Raw genomic sequence first — 17,167 nt, 5'->3', positions numbered from 1 at the left:
CCCCAATGCAACGATCGCGAGTGTGGCGAATCGATTCGAAAAGCGCACGCTAAAGCTACATCGGATCGCGCCGGATCGCTCATACGCATCTTTCTTTCCCGTTTCTCGTCGAAAGGCCAAACACAAGCGGCGTCTCGGGACCGAGAGCGAACTGCAACGGCTGGGCGTCGATTAAAAAAACCGTCAACCTGCCCTCCGCTAGGTGAGGTGACGTTCATTCGGGGATGCGGACGAGCGTCGAAGTCGAGTTCACATTTCACATTGACCGACCAACGGTCAAATGTAGCGACAACCATTTCCATCTGAAGGGCAAGCCTTGCCCTGACGCGACGGCCGCTTCGCGGTCGAACCGGAACGCCTTGTCCGCCACCGCCGGAACACCTTCGCGCTCACGGAAACGAGCGCCACCGCCTTCGACAATGCAGGGATTCGTCGAACCCGATACTCCATCGTTTCGCCGTAACCTTACATCCGAAAGATTATTGACCGACCGGCGGTCAACACGTAATACTTTTCATCGCTATCGATAACAAGGAGATGACTGATGGCGTCGACGCAGATCATTGGCCTGCTGACTGAAATCGGTCTGTCGGCCGAGTTGCTCCAATCGGCAGAAAGCGACTGGCAACTACGGGCGGACCTGGGCTTGAGTTCCGCCGAAACCCTGGCGTTGCAAGTGCGGCTGGAGCAACTGGGATGCACGGGGTTTTCGCTGTGGGACAAGCACGATCACTCGCTGGAGGAATTGGACAGGCTAATTGCGTCGATCCTCGACGGAGCCGCCCGCTCTCGCAATAGCGCCGTTCCGGGCAGTTCGGCTGCCGGGGATGCGCAATGAACGCGAACGTTGTTTCTCTAAACCGGCGATTGGCCGCCGCCTTGCAGGCCGGAGGCGCAATGCCCGCGCTGATCGCTGGCGACCGTGTGATCTCGTATCGGGATTTGACGTCGCATGTCGCGATCACCGCCGAGCGGCTCCATACCCATGGCATCGGCAAAGGCGATCGCGTCGCGTTCCAGCTGCCCAACTCCGCCGACGCCGTCGTGCTGATGCTCGCGACGCTCATGTCAGGCGCGATACCCGTTCCCATCTTGCCGTCCTACCGGGAGCGGGAACTTCGACACATCGTGAAGACCACTCGCCCGCGCGCCATCGCGCTGACCCACGGCAGTCGCCGCTTCAGCCCGCTCCAGACTGTCGTCGGCTTGTTCGCCGAAGAAAGCCTGGAAGCCTGCCTTCTGTTGGCCGACGGGCCATCCCGCGCCGACGATCGCCCGGAATGGCTCGACCTTCGGCAATTCTGTCTAGCGCCCGCCGACTCGATTCCGCGCGAATTGCACCCGATCGACATGCGCGCCGACGATACGGCGATGATGCTGCTGTCGAGCGGCACGACCGGTCTGCCGAAGGCCATTGCGAGGCGGAACGCCGGATACGGCTACATGATCGCCGAAGGCTGCAAGGTGTTCGAGCTCAGCCGTTCTGCCGTCTATCTGGCCGTCTTGCCGCTCTCTCACGGCTTCGTGATCAACTGTCCCGGCATTCTCGGAACGCTCGCTTGCGGCGGCACCGTGGTCTTGGCGGCGGACGCTTCCGCGCAAACCTCTTTGGAGCTCATCGACGCGCACGGCGTCACGCACACCACGCTCGTCCCCGCGCTGTTGACGCAATGGATGGACCGAGTGGACGACTCGCGCGCCGGTTCCGGCACGCTACGGTACATGCAGGTGGGCGGGTCGCGATTATCCGCCGACCTCGCGACGCAGGCCGAATCCCGGCTGGGCGTGCGCATCCAGCAGTGCTACGGCATGAGCGAGGGACTGCTTTGCTTTACCCGCTTTGCCGACCCCGAAGCGATTCGCTTCAATTCCCAAGGGCGTCCGCTTTCGGAGGCCGACGAGATCCTGATCGTCGACGACGGAGGCGAACCGGTTCCCTGCGGCGAGTCCGGCGAGTTGCTCACCCGCGGCCCCTATACCATTGAACAGTATTTCAACGATCCGGACGCATCCCGGCGCGCATTCACGCCGAGCGGCTACTACCGCACGGGAGACGTCGCCCATGTCGATGCGGCGGGCAACGTCTACATCGACGGACGCGTGACGGACACCATCAATCGCGGCGGCGAAAAGTTCTGTCCCGAAGAACTGGAAGCGCTGATCAAGCGGTACGCCAAGCTGAAGGACGCCGCTTGCGTCGGCATGCCCGACGACCGTTTCGGCGAAGTCTCCTGCCTGTTCGCCGTCGCGCGCGACGGCGAACAGGTGTCGCTTGCAGAACTCCGGCAGCATCTGGAAACCGCCGGCGTCGCCGCATTCAAACTGCCGGAAAAGCTGGTGCTGATCGACGAGATCCCCCGGACAGGCATCGGCAAGATCGACCGCGCCGCGTTGCGAGCAAGCGCCGGCGAGAACGCGCAAGCCGCCGCGCCGGCTTGTCGGACGGTGCAAATATGAAACGCCTGCAGACCTTCGCCGAAGGGGCTGCGAGATTCAGCGTAGCAGCAGCGGCCCCCGTGCGACACCAACTGGTGGTGTTCCCGCACGCCGGCGGCGGCGTCGACTTCTATCGCTCATGGCGCGACTGCCTTCCCGCGCACGTGGATCTGATCGTCATGCAATACCCGGGACCGACGCGAAGCAACGCGTTCCCGGCGTGGAACGATCCGCGCGAGGCGATTCGGCGTTGCATGCGAGGGCTCGCCAGCCTGCTGGGCATCGCGCCCATCACGTTTTTCGGTCACAGCATGGGAGCGTTGCTGGCGCTGCATGTCGCGTCGGCATTGGTGTCGTCCAGATTCCGCGTGACACAGCTCGTCCTTTCATCGCAGATGACGCCGCCCGCCCTGCTGGCAACGCTGCGGACGGCACAGGATCTAGAGCGCCTGGCGCAAGAGGCGCTCGGCCTGGGTGAAGTGGCGGATCCCGCGAGACTCGATGCGGATCTGCGTGCGGCGGTCGCTTCGGCCGTCACCCGGGATCTCGGTTTGTTGCAACAGTTGGCGAGACGGCCGGTCGGCGACATCCCGACGACACGAATCTTCGGCGGCAGGGACGATCCTCTAATCGGCACCGAAGCGCTTGCCGACTGGTCGCGATTTCTGCAGCAAAGCTCGGAGATGGAAGTGTTTCCAGGAGGCCACTTCTATCACCGCAATCAGGTTCAAGCAGTCGTTGACGCCATCCTGAAGCCGCATCTTGCGTCACTCGCGGCATAAACGCCCCATTTCAAACCCGTTACGGGAGAGTCATGATGGATTTCAATCTGTTCAATGCTCAGCCGTTCGCGCCGGATCCCAGCAAGGCGCTGGCCATGTTCCCTCAACTCAAGCGCTATAGCGACGCGCTCGGCAACACTCCGCTGGTGGAAGTCCCGGGACCGAAGAACGGAGGCCGCGTATTTGCCAAGCTGGAATCCAAGAACCCATCGGGCTCCATCAAGGATCGCGTCGCCTTCGGCCTGTTTTGCGATGCGATCAATGCCCACGACTTCAGCCAGAAACCTCTGAAACTGCTTGATTCGTCGGGCGGGAACATGGCGAAGGCGCTCGCCCATCTGGGTCATCTGTGCGGGCTGACAGTGCAGGTCGTGATACCGGATTCGTCGTCGGAGGAACTGCTGCAATCGCTAAACGAAAGCCAAGCGATCGTCACGAAAGTGGACCGGAACCACTTCCTGCTCGGGATCATCGCGCGGAGCCAGCAAATCGCCCTCGAAGCGCCCGAATGGACCTTGCTGTCCCAGCATCTGAACCAGGTAAACACGGCGGTGCATCAGCACCACACGGGCGCGGAAATACACCGCCAACTCGACGGCATGCGCGCCGATGCTTGGGTCGCGGCCGTCGGCACCGGAGGAACGCTGGCTGGCGTATATGCCGCGCTGGTGAAGCAGAACCCCGATGTGCGCGTGGTCGGATGCACGCCGCGCGAAATGCCGTTCGGCACGCTGGAGCCGCCCAACGGCCACGCTCGATTCGCAGGCGCAGGCGGCTTGGGCTATGGATTCCGCCAGCCGTTCGTTTCATTGATTCCGTTCAGCGTGCCTTTCCAGTCGATATCGCATGAAGAATCGCTGAAGGCGATGTATGAATTCTTCGAGGCAACTGGCATTCCCATCGGCGGCTCCTCCGCGGCGAACTGGCTCGTCGCGCGCAGCGTCGCCGAACGGCTGGGAAAAGACGCGAACGTGATCACCGTGTTCGCGGACGCCGGCAACGACGCCGACCGCGAGCGCGGTCGCCAGTTGATCGCAATCGAACGGCGTGACATCGGGAGCGCAAGCCATGCCATTGCCTAATAACGACATGATGTCGACCCTCGTCGGCCTCGCCAATCTGGCGAGAGTCCGGCTCAACGAAGGCGCAGGGATGAAAGCCGCGCGACAGACGATCGCCGAGCGGATCGGCAACGAGAACGTCGTCCTCATTCCGGCGCTCGAGTTGTGCGATATCAAGTTCAAGGCCGAGGCCGACGACCGACCCAGCGTCGGCGACGTGAACTCGCATACCGACCGGTGGATCGGCGACGACGGCGCCGAGCTCGGCACCGTGCGCGGAGAAGGATGGAAGATCGCAAGCCTGGGGCAAGACGTCATCTCCTACTACCGCGAAACAGCGGATACGACGCTCGGCAGAATCGAGACGTCGGGCATTTGGAATTCCTCCGCGATCTGGCAAAGCCGCTGGCAATCGCTCTTCGCCGCCGGCGTCAGCGCAGCGGTGACCGGCATGTTTGGAGTCCGGCAGTTGTACCAGGAAGTGCCCCGCGTTCGCTACCGGTCGTTCGTATTGCTCATCCCGATCGAAGCGGCCGACGCGTCGTTGCGAGACCGCATCCTGCACGGATTCTCGACCGACTGAACCAGGTGCCCCATGCGCAATCAGCCCTCCAAGCGGGATATCGCCGTCATCGGAATGGCATGCCGCTTCCCCGGCGCGAACGATCCCGACGAGTACTGGCACAACCTGATCAACGGTGTCGAATCGCTGATCGAACTCGACGATGCGCCGCCCGACAGGCATGTCGTTCCGTTCGCCGCGCCGCTGAACTGCGACGTCCTGTCTTTCGACGCCGCGTTCTTCGGTGTCGGCCATCGCGATGCGGCGTTGATGGACCCGCAGCACCGCTTGTTCCTCGAATGCGCGTGGCATGCGCTGGAAGACAGCGGGACGATGCCCGGGCAATTGAAAGACGCCGGCCTCTTCGCGGGGTGCAGCAGCTCATCGTATCTGCACGAGCTGCAGCGATCGGAACTGATGGAGACGTTCCAGCCATCCGAGTTCGAATTGCAGATCACCAACGACAAGGACTACCTCGTGAGCCGCGCGGCTTGGCACCTTGGCATCGAGGGGCCAGTGCTCGGCGTGCAGGCCGCCTGCGCCACGTCGCTGGTGGCCGTCGCCGAGGCAGTCGAGGCCCTGCGAGCCGGCCGCTGCCGCATCGCTCTGGCGGGCGGCTGCACGGTGCGCATTCCTCAGCGCGCGCCCTACCGGGCGCAGCAGGGGATGATCTACGCGAAGAACGGCCACTGCATGCCGTTCTCCCGCGACGCGAGCGGCACGGTATTCGGCAGCGGCGTCGCGCTCGTGGTGCTGAAGCCGCTCTCGTCGGCTCTGGCGGACGGGCAGCGCGTGTTGGCAGTCATCAAAGGCTGCGCCGTCAACAACGACGGGGCCGACAAAGTCGGCTTCACCACGACGAGCGTCTCCGGTCAACGCAGACTCGTCGGCGAAGCCATGCGGGACGCCGGCCTCGCGCCCGCAGACATACGGGCGCTCGAAGCGCATGGCACGGGCACGATCGCCGGCGATCCGATCGAATTCGACGCGCTGAACGACCTGTTTGCGACGCAGGGGGAGACAGGCCACCGATGCGCGTTGGGCGCGGTCAAGGCGAACGTGGGCCATCTGGAAACGTGCGCCGGCATGGCGGGACTGATCAAGGCCGTGCTCGAAATCCATCACGGCTGGATTTCGCCGCAGATCCAATATGGCCGAGGTGAACCCCTTCATCGCGCTGGACGGCAGCGCGTTCTACTTTCCGTCGACCGCTGAACCGTGGGACGCGGCGGACCCGCGAAACGCGATCGGCGTGAGCGCATTCGGCATCGGCGGCACCAACGCACACGTGTTGCTCGCACGCCCCGGCGCGGGTGATCGACGCGCAGCGTCGGTTCCGCTCCAGTACCCGTCGGCCATCCCAGTGTCCGCGCGCAGCGAGGCGGCCTGCCATCGACTGATGCAGGCCTGCCGGTCGGAACTCACCGGCGTGCCGGCCCACGCTCTGGCGTGGAGCGCGCAAACAACCCGTCGGTCGCTGAGATATCGCGGCATGCTGCAAGTCGACACCGCCGGCGCACTGCAGCCGATCGAGAACGTTCGCGACACGGGCCGTCGCGGGCCGCGCGTCGTGTTTCAGTTCCCAGGGCAAGGAAGTCAATTCGCCGGCATGGCGACGGGCCTGGCACGGTCGAACGACGCCTTCGCCGCCCTTCTTCGACGACAGGTCGAGCTGCTTCGCGCATGCGCGGACATCGACGTTTCCTTCCTGCTGGACGCCGACGGCAGAACTGCCGACCTGTCGGATACCGCGACGGCGCAACCGGCGCTGATCGCGCTTCAGATCGCGATGGCGCGCTTCATGATCCGGCATGGCGTCGTCCCCGCCGCGGTGGTCGGCCATAGCTTGGGCGAGATCGCCGGCGCCTGCATCGCCGGCATGCTGACTGACGAGCAGGCGCTGCTGTTCGCCGCGCGGCGAGGCCGGTCGATGTCCCGGCTCGCCGCCGGCGCCATGCTCGCGGTCGCCTTGAGCGAGGAAGCGTGCGGCGCCTGGCTGTCTGACGACATCTCGCTCGCCGCTGTCAACGGCAACGAGGCCTGCGTGCTCTCCGGCGTGCCGGCGGCGATCGGCCGGGTGGAATCGGCATTGAAGGCACGCGGCGTCCGCTGCCGTGCGTTGGCGGTTTCCCATGCCTTTCATTCCGTGATGATGGACCCGGTGCTGTCCGAGCTCGCATCGGCGGCGCCGACAAGCTCGGCGGCATCGCCGGATATCCGCTTCCATTCCACGTTGCTCGGAGAGCGACTCGCCGAGGGCACGCGGCTGGATGCTGCGTACTGGACACGCCATGCCCGCGAGCCCGTGCGGTTCCGCCAGGCAATCGAATCGCTGCCCGATCGCGGAAGGACGGTGTTCGTCGAAATCGGCCCCGGCGCCACGCTGACCGCGTTAAGCCTGTCGTCGCGCCCCAAGGACGCCTCGATCCGCACATTGCGCAGCGAACGCGACGAAATGGCGGACGGCGAGGTTTGGCACACGGCACTGCGGAAGCTGTGGATGGCGGGCGTCGATCTCGACTGGCGCCCGTCGTGGAACGAACCGGGCACGCACGTGCCGTTGCCCCGCTATCCGTTCGATCGACAACGGCATGGCGCGGGCGCCGACATGGACACGGAAGTTCGACCGGCGCACACAGCGGGTCCGCGTCCTTCCACCAAGCACTACGCGACGATCGACGCGGCGGCCGACGCGCTCTGGGAAAAAGCAACCGGGATCGCACCGTCGAGCCCTCATCAACCGTTTAGCGAAGACGGCGGCGACTCCTTGGCGGCAATCCGGCTCGTCGTGCTGGCCGAGACCGAGCTGGGCGTCGAAGTAAGTCTGTCGGACTTCATGCGCACCCCCACTCCAACAGGACTGCGCGCCTGCCTGGCTGCCGCGGGCGCCGCCAAGATCATCGATGCACACAGTTCAGAAAGGGAGATTTGATCATGGCCATCATCCGCCATCCCAGGTTCGGCGAATACGAAGTCGAAACCATCGTAGTAGACGACAAGAGCTCTTTCACCATTGCATGCTCGCCGCGCAGGCATCTGCTGCCGAGCAACGGCGGCATCCGATGGCATCGGTATGCATCGCTCGAGCAGCAGAAAGACGAGGCGATCATGCTGGCTCACGCGATGGACCTGAAGCACAGTCTTTACCGGACAGGCTTCAGCGGAGGCAAGATCGTCGTCAACAGCAAAGTCGGGCCTGACGACGCACCGCATGTGCTCGACGCCATCGGCCAGGTCCTCAACCGGTACGACGGATCGATGTACACGGGCTGCGACATCAACACGAGCAGCGCCCATATGACGTACCTCAGGAAATCCACGCGATGGATCCTGGACGCGATGGAAAGCCCGCAGATCAATACCTCGATCGCGACAGGCTACGGCGTCTGGTGCGCGCTGAAAGCCATACTCGAACTGTCGACGGGAAGCGACGATACGCCGCTCGTCGCCATTCACGGGATGGGCAAGGTCGGGCGAGAAGTCGCGCGCCAATGTCTCGCGCACGGATACGACGTGATCGGATACGACATACGGCCGTGCGACGACATCCCGGCGGGCGTGTCCTTGCTCGACGACGAGGAGGCGTTTTGGTCGCGCGCGTCGGACGTGCTGTGCATTGCCTCGCTGTCCGGCGTACTCGATACCGATACGGTAGATCGCATCCGCACCCGATGGGTCGTGAGCAGTTCCAACTCGCCTTTCGCGACCCCCGAGGCGCAGGCGAAACTGCTCGCGAACGGCATCGAATATCTTCCCGATTACGTCTGCAACGCCGGGGCCGTGATATGCGACAGCGTCGAGCGATCGTTCCCGGACATCTTCCTGACGATGACGCAGGCGCGGGCGAACGAATACACGGGTGCGTTGATCAGCACGAAGACCCGGGAACTGCTCAAGCGAGCGCAACTGCTCGGCTGTGACGTGCATACGTTGTTGTCGCGCGTCCACTGAGCAGGCAACGCACACGTACCGCCGTTGCGTCGATTTGACGCGGCGGGTGCGCAGCGCACGAAACAGCGGCTCGGCCAGGTGCAACGTCTAGCGCGCCGGCCGATTTGCTCCCGATTCCTATTTCCTGTCCGTCCGGGCCGATCACCCGGAAGGCTCCCCTTTCATCGCGATTCCGTATCAACCCGGCTACTGGCCGAGCTTGAACAGGACGCGAACGTCCGCGCGCACGTGAGGCCGGACCGCCACCACGCGCGGCGCCCCGATCCGAACGGTTCCTGCAAGAAAACCGCACACACTCGATAACCTCTCAGGAAACTACCATGCAATCCATCAAACCCGGTTCAACCTAAGACGTATTGATCGTCGGCGGCGGCGTTCTCGGACTCGCGAGCGCCTACTATGCGACGTCCAGAGGCTTGAGCACGCTGATCGTCGATCAATATGGCGTGCGAAACGACGTCAACAGCTCGAAGGGCGTCGAGCGCATGTTCCGGCTGATGCAGGACAACGAATCCGAGGCGCGGCTTGCCGAGGCGTCGCTCGCGCTATGGACGGAAATCCAGCATGCAACGGGCACGCGCCTGCTCGCGATGGACGACCTCCTGTTCTTCGGGCACCGGGATGCCCCGATGACCACCGAAGGCAACGTCGCCCAGGTCCGGAAAACGATGGACGGCATGGGGATGCCGTATGAATATCTGGATTCGCCCGCGGCGATCCATCGGCGCTTCCCGATCTTCAATCTTGCCGCCCTGCCGGACGATTACGTGGGACTCGTGCAGGCCGCCAGCGCGTCGATCAACGTGCAGACGGCATCAAGAACCTTCCTGCTCGGCGCGAAACGCACCGGCCGCCTCCATGTGCTGGACGGACACACGGTCGCGAACGTCGACCACCGCCGACATGGGGACGACTGCACGTATACGCTTCATGCGGAGCGCGACGGCGCGTCGATGACGGTGCATGGACGCCACCTGATCGCGTGTCCCGGCGTATGGGCAGATTCGGTGCTGCGCGGCCTCGGGCTCAAGCAGAGCCGCCGCTGGAAAATCTGGCAGATGAACTATGCGTACTGGGAACTCAAAGCAGACCATCCCAGGATGCCCATCTGGTTCGAGTTCGGCAACATCGATGCGAGCGACCGGGGAACGTTCTACGGATTTCCTTCGTTGGACTTCTCGCCGGCCATGCACAACCTGGTGAAGATGAGCGCGGATTACACCTATGACGTCTTCGACGAACCCTCGGCCATCCGATCCACTGTGAGCGATCGGCTGATGCGCGAGCTCACCGAACATCTCGGGCGGCTCATCGATCCGGACATCATCGATCCGGACATCATCGATGCGGGCCATTATCAACATGCAGGCACATGTCTCTACTCGATGAGTCCGGACGGCAAGCTCGTCATCGGCCGGATTCCGATGGAGCCGGGCGGCAAGTCGTACCACGCCCGCGCCTCCATGTGCGTCATGGAATCCGGCCGAGCCTTCAAGTACGCCCCGCTGTTCGGTCGCGTGCTGGTCGAACTGGCCGTCGACGGTCATTCCCGCTATCAAAGCGACCTGGAAATCTTCTCGCCCGCGCGCGATGGTCTGTTCGATTCGTTGAATCGCTAGCGCGACGCCCGCCTCGCCCCGCCTGCATGGAAGATCGGCTCCCTTGCGGGGCGGCGGCTGCTTGGAGCCCATGGCCAGCGCGCAGAACGGAATCCCTCGGCGCACGGCATTGAATCGGAATACGAAGAGAAACATATCGCCGCAGCACGAAGCGGAACCGCCCTTTCTTACGTCACGCGCCGGCATCCGAGCGATCGGCCTGCCCCGCGCCGCCGGCATGGCCGAGTTCTCGGCATGCAACTCGCCCGGCCGCCGCCGGTCCAACACTGCGTCTTCGCGTTGCCGCGTCCATCGATCTGCCCATCGGTCGCCGGCCCGCGACGTATTTTGATATGCACTTTTTTGTGTACCATCATCGCGACGAGGTACCGCTCGACGCTCACGTATCGTCCAACACGTCATGCTCCAGTTCATCAATCAACCGCACGCCGCGTCGTACTACGCGGCAACCGTCAACGACACCACCCGCCACCCGTCGCTGGAAGGCACGATCGACGCCGATGTCTGCGTGATCGGCGCAGGCCTCACCGGCGTATCGGCGGCGCTCAATCTCGCCGAGCGCGGCCATTCGGTCGCGGTCGTCGAGGCGTCGAAGGTCGGATGGGCGGCGAGCGGACGCAACGGCGGCCAGATGATCGGCGGCTTCGCGTGCGGCATCGGCACGTTCGAGCCGTACCTGAACGCCGGCGAGGTCCGGCAGATCTGGGACATGGGGCTCGAGACGCTCGCGATCATCAAGGAGCGCATCGCGAAGCACGCGATCGACTGCGCGCTGATGCCCGGCTATCTGACCGCCGCGAACAAGCCGCGCGACATCGACGCGCTGCGCCGCTGGCGCGACGACGCGGCGCACCGCTTCGGCTACGATCGCTTTCGCTACGTCGAGCGCGACGCGCTCGCACAATACGTGCAATCGGCCCGCTATCTCGGCGGCCTCTTCGATCCGGACAGCGGTCATCTGCATCCGCTCAACTACACGCTCGGGCTCGCGCGCGCGGCCGTCGAGAGCGGCGCGCGCCTCTACGAAGACAGCGCCGCGACGCGCATTTCGAACGAAGCCGGCGGCCACGTCGTATCGACCGCGCGCGGCGCGGTCCGCGCGAAGTTCGTCGTGCTCGCGTGCAACACGTTTCTCGGCGCGCTCGCGCCCGCGCTGTCGCGCAAGATCATGCCGGTCGGCACCTACGTGATCGCGACCGAGCCGCTCGGCGAAGCGCGCGCGCAAGCGCTGATGCCTGCGCAGGCGGCGATCTGCGACAGCCGCTTCGCGCTCGACTACTTCCGTCCCGCGCCCGATACGCGCGTTCTGTGGGGCGGCAAGGTCAGCTATTCGACGCGCGAGCCGCGCAATCTCGCCGAAGCGATGCGCCGCGACATGCTGAAGACGTTCCCGCAGCTCGCCGACGTGAAGGTCGACTATGCGTGGGGCGGCTTCGTCGACATCACGATGAATCGCGCGCCGCATTTCGGCCGCGTATCGCCGACCGTCTATTTCGCGCAGGGGTTCTCGGGGCATGGCGTCAACACGACGGGGCTCGCGGGCAAGCTGATCGCCGAGGCGATCGACGGGCAGGCCGCGCGCTTCGACGTATTCGGCAAGATCCGGCACCGCGAGTTTCCCGGCGGCGCGGCGCTCAGGACGCCTGCGCTCGTGCTCGCGATGGCGTGGTATCGGCTGCGGGACCTGCTGTGACGATGCTCGGCGTGGGCGTGGGCGGACGCACCGGCACGTCGCACGCCGCGATCCGGAGACATTCGCTCGCGACGTGCGGATGTCCGGCGTGAGGCGCCATGCACGCGGATGCCCAGTCGACGTGAAGAATGCATCGAACCGAAGGCGCAGCCCGAGGACGCCGCCCGCGCTTTCGATCCTGGCCGCCGCTCACGCCTTCATCGGAGCACGCGACGCGAGCCGCCGCTCGAGCAGGAACGCGCAGCGAGTCAGGCCGAAGCACATCACGAAGTAGCTGAAGCCGAGCAGCAGATAGACCTGCGCGGACTGCGTGATCGCCTGCGTGCTGATCTGCCCGGCGACCCACGATACTTCGGGCAGGCTGATGATGTAGCCGAGCGACGTCTCCTTGATCGTCGACACGAGCTGATTGACGAGCGACGGCAGCATGTTGCGCAGCGCCTGCGGCAGGATCACGAGCGTCATCGCCTGCAGATACGACAACCCCAGCGCCCGCGCGCTTTCCATCTGGCCGCGCGGCAGCCCCTGGATACCCGCGCGCACGATCTCGGCGAGATACGCGCCGTCGAAGATCACGAGCGCGGTGAGCATCGTGCCGAACTGGTCCGTACGGTGCCCCGTCACGGATGGCAGCAGGAAGTACGCCCAGAACACGACCATCAGGAGCGGCGTGCCGCGCACGACGTAGACGAGCACGGTGGCCGGCCAGCGAAGCGCACGGAACGGACTGACGCGGCACAGCCCGAGCGCGATGCCGACGGGCAGCGCGAGCACGAGGCCCGAGGACGCGAGCAGCAGCGTGAGCGCGAGCCCGCCGAGCGGTCCGTTCGGATATTGGCCGACGAGGTAGTAGATGCCGTAGGTCTGCAGGATGTCGAGCATCGGCTAGACGCTCCGCACCGGAAAGCGGCGCTGATACCACACGGAGAACACGGTGATCGCGATCGACACCGTAAGATACGCGGCCGTCGCGAACGCAAACGATTCGAAGCCGCGGAACGTCGCGCTCTCGACCTGCTGCGCCTGATACATCAGCTCGGCGACGCCGATCACCATCGCGATGCTCGAGTTCTTCCACAGATTGAGCGTCTGGTTGACGAGCGGCGGCACCGTCACGCGCAGCGATTGCGGCAGGATCACGAGCCGCATCGACGCGACGAAGCCGAAGCCGAGCGCGCGGCTCGCCTCGAGCTGCCCTTTCGGAATCGAGCGGATGCCGCTGCGGATGTCCTCGGCCATGTACGCGACCGTATACAGCACGAGCGCGATCAGCGCGCTCGCCGCTTCGTAATTGCGCTCGTAGAGCCACGTCTTCACCGCTTGCGGCAGCAGTTGCGGCGCGCCGAAATACCAGAACAGCATGTGCGCGAGCAGCGGCACGTTGCGGATGCTCTCGACGTAGATCTGGCCGAGCGCACGCAGCGGCGCGACAGGCGCGAGCCGCAGCAGCGCGACGCCGATCGCGAGCGGCAGCGAAAACACGAACGCGAGCGCCGACAGCTTGAGCGACATCGCGAAGCCGCTGACGAGCCATGCGTGATACTGCCCGGACAGCAGCATCGACAGATTGAATTGGGTCATCGGATGCCGCTACCCGGCGCGCGGCCGGGTAGCGCCTCGAGGAAACAGATCGGCGCTCAATCGATCCGGTCGGTGGAGATCTTGAACGAGCGCGGCGGGAAATTCATCTTCGTGCCCGGTCCGAACCACTTGTCGAATGCCTTCTGCGCTTCGCCGCTCGCTTCCATCCCAAGCAGCACCTTGTTCACCTGCGCGCGGAACGCGGGTTCGTTCTTGCGGATACCGAGCGCGATGTGCTCGGTCGAGATGTTCTGCGCAACGAGCGTGTAGTCCTTGCCCGCCGGGCCGAGCTTCGCGAGATTGCCGACGAGCGTCGTCTCGTCGTTGACGTAAGCGGCTCCCTTGCCCTGCTGCAGCGCGAGCAGCGCCTGCGGGCTCGTATCGAACGACACGACGCCCGCACCCTTGATCGTCGCGGCGATGTTGGTTTCCATCGTCGAGCCCTTGACGGTCAGGATCTTCTTGCCCGATAGCTGCGCGAGCGTCGCGATGCCGCTGTCCTTGCGGACCATCGCCTTCTGCCCGGTGATGAACGTCGACATCGAGAAGTCGATTTGCGACTCGCGCTCCTTGTTGTGCGTGAGCGACGCGGCGAGCAGATCGACGCGGCCCTGCTGCAGCTCGGGAATCCGCGCGGCGACCGCGAGCTGCTTGAGCACCGGCTTCACGCCGAGGCTCTTCGCCACCGCGTTGCACATGTCGACGTCGTAGCCGACGATCTCGCGGCTCATCGGATCCTTCATGTAGCTGAACGGTTCGTCGGTGCCGAGCACGCCGCAGACGAGTTCGCCTTTCGCCTTGATGTCGGCGAGCTGGTCGGCCCGCGCGTGAAATGCAGTCGATGCGAGCGTGAACAGAACCGCTGCGCGGACGAATCGGACAAGCACTTGCTGATGGGTGTTTGCTGGCATGCCGCTATCTCCTCCCTGTCGTTCCATCGCGTGAAGCCGCACGTGAGTGTAGCGTGAAGCCGCACGATTGCGGAGTGCAAAATAATTCGTCACGCCGGGTCGCGTGCGACGCTGCGATGCAAACGTCGATCGGAACACATGTTGAAAGCGGATCGCCGCGTCGCTTGCGATGCAACGGCGCCAGGCCGCGTTTGCCATGACGTTGCACGAGAGCCTGCTCCAGCAGGCCGAGCGATGCGCATGCCGCGATTGCGTGAATGCGTGATTGCGCGTCCCTTCCCTCGACGCGAGAAACGCTCGAATATCACGCGCGTGCGCGATTGCCGATGTCGACGTTCGCCATTTCAATCGAGTTGCAACGTGGCGCGCCGCACGACGATGCGTTGTGCGCGGCGACGGCGCAACCTCATATCGTGCACGGGTAGCGCTTTACCCATCGGTGCGAATGCGGAGCTCGCGTCGGGCCGATGCGCGATACACGTGCTTGTATCGCACGCCGCGTTGCTTGCGCGCGCAACGAATGGGCGATGCAGCGCGCAACGCGACGGCATGCCGGACGCCGCGTGACTGCGGCGGCCGGCATGTCGCTGCGCAGCCGGCCGCCCGCGCTGTCACCCGGCGATCAGAACGTTTCCCAGTCCGCGTTCGCGTCGGACGCAGCCGCCGCACGCTCGGCTGAAGCGGTCGCCACGGGCGCAACGGGCGCCGCAGCCGCGCGAACAGCCGGCTTCATGGTGTCGGCGGTGCGCGCCGCGTGCACGGTGCGCGTCGCCGATGCCGTCACCGAAGCCGATGTCGGCGACGCCTTCCGGCGATGCTGCATCGCCGGTTCCGTCGCCACGCCGTCGACCCGGAAGAACGCGACCGCCTGCTTCAGCTCGCGCCCCTGGTCTTCGAGCGATTGCGACGCGGCCGCCGCTTCTTCGACCAATGCGGCATTCTGCTGCGTGACCTGATCCATCTGCGTGATCGCGAGATTGACTTGGTCGATGCCGCGGCTCTGTTCGGCCGACGCGGCCGCGATCTCGCCCATGATGTCGGTCACGCGCGCGACCGCCTGCGTGACCTCGGCCATCGTCTTGCCCGCTTCGTCGGCAAGCGCGGAGCCGTCGCGAATCTTCTGCACCGACGCGCTGATCAGCTCCTTGATCTCCTTCGCAGCGCTCGACGAACGCTGCGCGAGGCCGCGCACCTCGCCCGCGACGACCGCGAAGCCGCGCCCCTGCTCGCCCGCGCGCGCCGCCTCGACGGCCGCATTGAGCGCGAGGATGTTGGTCTGGAACGCGATTCCTTCGATGATGCCGATGATCTCCGCGATCTTCGACGAACGCTCGCTGATGTCGGTCATCGTGTCGACGACCTGGCCGACCACCGTGCTGCCGCGCAGCGCGACGTCCGACGCATTGGACGCGAGCCCGCTCGCCTGCTGCGCGTTCTCCGCGTTCTGCCGGACAGTCGACGTGAGCTCTTCCATGCTCGATGCGGTTTCCTGCAGCGATGCCGCCTGCTCCTCGGTACGCGACGACAGGTCGAGATTGCCGGACGCGATCTGCCCGGACGCGGTCGCGACCGCGTCGCTACCCATGCGCACGCGCTCGACGATGCGCTTCAGGCTGTCGTTCATGCCGGCGAGCGCTTTCAGCAACTGCCCCGTTTCGTCCTTCGACGTCGCATCGATGTGCGTCGTCAGGTCGCCGTCGGCGACGGTGCGCGCGAACCTCACCGCGTCGCCCATCGGCTTCGTGATCGAACGCGAGATCAGCACGCCGAGCCACAACACGACCGCGAGCACGACGGCCGCCGCGGACGCCTCAAGCGTCACCGCGCGATCGATGATGTCCTTCGCCTCGTTCGAGCCGGCCTGCCCGAGATCGACATTGAACGCGCGATGCGCCGCAAGCGCCGCATTCATCTGCTTCGCGATCTCGGTCATCCGCGTGCCCATCAGGTCGCCCGCCTCCTGCTTCTTGCCGTCGCGCGACAGCGCGAGCACGTTGTCGCGCACCGCGTCGAGCTGGCTCATCAGCGCGCGGTCGGTCGCGAGCATCGCCTTGTCCTTGTCGTTCGACAGCAGCGGCTCGTACTTCGCGAACTGGCTGTCGACCTCGCGCCGCTGCTGCGCGATCTTCTGTTCGAGATCCTTCGCCTGATCGGCGTTCGTCGAGAATACGTGCTGATTCACGAGCAGCAGCACCGAATCGAATGCGAGTTGCGCATCGTCAAGGACGACGAAGCTCGGCACGGTATTGACTGTCGAATAGCTGGCGGCGGTGTAGACGCGGCGGCTCTCGTAGATGCCGAATCCGGTGATGCCGCACAGGGCGACGAGCGCGGCGAGGATCAGCACGATCAGCCGAGCGCCGATCTTCAGGTCGGAAAAGAGTTTCATTTTGCAGACGCCAGTAACTGTGGGGAATAACGGCTCGAACGACTGCATGGCGGAGGCGCGCTCGACGACGAATGCCCAATCGTATGAAAAATAATCGGTGCTTCCGTCATCCATTTGTATGGTTCGAACGCGAACTTCGTATTGCTATCCGATCCGTTAGCCCGGTATACGGCACGCACGCG

The 17,167-nt window shown here is 64.7% G+C and carries 14 protein-coding genes; 10 read left to right on the top strand and 4 right to left on the bottom strand.

Annotated features, from left to right (window positions below; all coding sequences use genetic code 11):
* Positions 1 to 544 precede the first annotated feature (544 nt).
* The 10 genes from WS62_RS09445 (at position 545) to WS62_RS09405 (ending at position 12,104) form a co-directional block, all read left to right on the top strand.
* Positions 545 to 838: a hypothetical protein gene (locus WS62_RS09445; RefSeq protein ID WP_066570521.1), complete on the top strand. Its 294-nt coding sequence runs from the start codon at positions 545 to 547 to the stop codon at positions 836 to 838.
* Positions 835 to 2,457, top strand: coding sequence for an AMP-binding protein (locus WS62_RS09440; protein WP_066570519.1), 1,623 nt, complete (start codon positions 835 to 837; stop codon positions 2,455 to 2,457). Before WS62_RS09445 ends, WS62_RS09440 begins: the two co-directional genes overlap by 4 nt.
* Positions 2,454 to 3,218 carry a thioesterase II family protein gene (locus WS62_RS09435; protein ID WP_066570517.1) on the top strand — a complete coding sequence of 255 codons (765 nt, stop codon included), beginning with the start codon at positions 2,454 to 2,456 and terminating at the stop codon, positions 3,216 to 3,218. Before WS62_RS09440 ends, WS62_RS09435 begins: the two co-directional genes overlap by 4 nt.
* A gap of 35 nt (positions 3,219 to 3,253) precedes the next feature.
* Positions 3,254 to 4,300, top strand: coding sequence for a pyridoxal-phosphate dependent enzyme (locus tag WS62_RS09430; protein ID WP_066570515.1), 1,047 nt, complete (start codon positions 3,254 to 3,256; stop codon positions 4,298 to 4,300).
* Between the two features lie 10 nt (positions 4,301 to 4,310).
* Complete coding sequence (locus WS62_RS09425; protein ID WP_231748243.1) at positions 4,311 to 4,862, top strand: allene oxide cyclase barrel-like domain-containing protein; 552 nt, start codon at positions 4,311 to 4,313, stop codon at positions 4,860 to 4,862.
* 12 nt (positions 4,863 to 4,874) lie between these two features.
* Positions 4,875 to 6,056: a beta-ketoacyl [acyl carrier protein] synthase domain-containing protein gene (locus WS62_RS38000; RefSeq protein WP_231748242.1), complete on the top strand. Its 1,182-nt coding sequence runs from the start codon at positions 4,875 to 4,877 to the stop codon at positions 6,054 to 6,056.
* Positions 5,992 to 7,773 carry an acyltransferase domain-containing protein gene (locus WS62_RS37995; protein ID WP_231748241.1) on the top strand — a complete coding sequence of 594 codons (1,782 nt, stop codon included), beginning with the start codon at positions 5,992 to 5,994 and terminating at the stop codon, positions 7,771 to 7,773. Before WS62_RS38000 ends, WS62_RS37995 begins: the two co-directional genes overlap by 65 nt.
* Before the next feature lie 2 nt (positions 7,774 to 7,775).
* Positions 7,776 to 8,792, top strand: a complete 1,017-nt coding sequence (locus WS62_RS09415; RefSeq protein ID WP_066570509.1) for a Glu/Leu/Phe/Val dehydrogenase dimerization domain-containing protein — start codon at positions 7,776 to 7,778, stop codon at positions 8,790 to 8,792.
* Positions 8,793 to 9,148: 356 nt separating this feature from the next.
* Positions 9,149 to 10,411, top strand: coding sequence for an FAD-dependent oxidoreductase (locus WS62_RS09410; protein ID WP_231748240.1), 1,263 nt, complete (start codon positions 9,149 to 9,151; stop codon positions 10,409 to 10,411).
* Between the two features lie 400 nt (positions 10,412 to 10,811).
* On the top strand, positions 10,812 to 12,104 hold the full coding sequence (locus WS62_RS09405) for an NAD(P)/FAD-dependent oxidoreductase (RefSeq protein WP_066570506.1): 1,293 nt from the start codon (positions 10,812 to 10,814) through the stop codon (positions 12,102 to 12,104).
* Positions 12,105 to 12,293: 189 nt separating this feature from the next.
* Here the strand turns inward: WS62_RS09405 and WS62_RS09400 are convergent, their stop codons facing one another.
* From WS62_RS09400 to WS62_RS09385, 4 genes are all read right to left on the bottom strand, one after another.
* Positions 12,294 to 12,986: an amino acid ABC transporter permease gene (locus WS62_RS09400; protein WP_066570504.1), complete on the bottom strand. Its 693-nt coding sequence runs from the start codon at positions 12,984 to 12,986 to the stop codon at positions 12,294 to 12,296.
* Between the two features lie 3 nt (positions 12,987 to 12,989).
* Entirely contained in the window at positions 12,990 to 13,685 is a 696-nt protein-coding gene (locus tag WS62_RS09395; protein WP_066570502.1) for an amino acid ABC transporter permease, read from the bottom strand.
* 56 nt (positions 13,686 to 13,741) lie between these two features.
* Positions 13,742 to 14,596: an ABC transporter substrate-binding protein gene (locus tag WS62_RS09390; RefSeq protein WP_066486603.1), complete on the bottom strand. Its 855-nt coding sequence runs from the start codon at positions 14,594 to 14,596 to the stop codon at positions 13,742 to 13,744.
* Between the two features lie 622 nt (positions 14,597 to 15,218).
* The gene (locus WS62_RS09385) at positions 15,219 to 16,985 is read right to left on the bottom strand and encodes a methyl-accepting chemotaxis protein (RefSeq protein WP_066570499.1); all 1,767 of its coding nucleotides are present in this window, start codon (positions 16,983 to 16,985) and stop codon (positions 15,219 to 15,221) included.
* Positions 16,986 to 17,167 lie beyond the last annotated feature (182 nt).

The sequence above is a fragment of the Burkholderia sp. ABCPW 14 genome (assembly GCF_001523835.1).
Taxonomy (GTDB): Bacteria; Pseudomonadota; Gammaproteobacteria; order Burkholderiales; family Burkholderiaceae; genus Burkholderia; species Burkholderia mayonis.
Note: the sequence above shows the minus strand (reverse complement) of the source record. Positions and strands in the feature narration are given on the sequence as shown.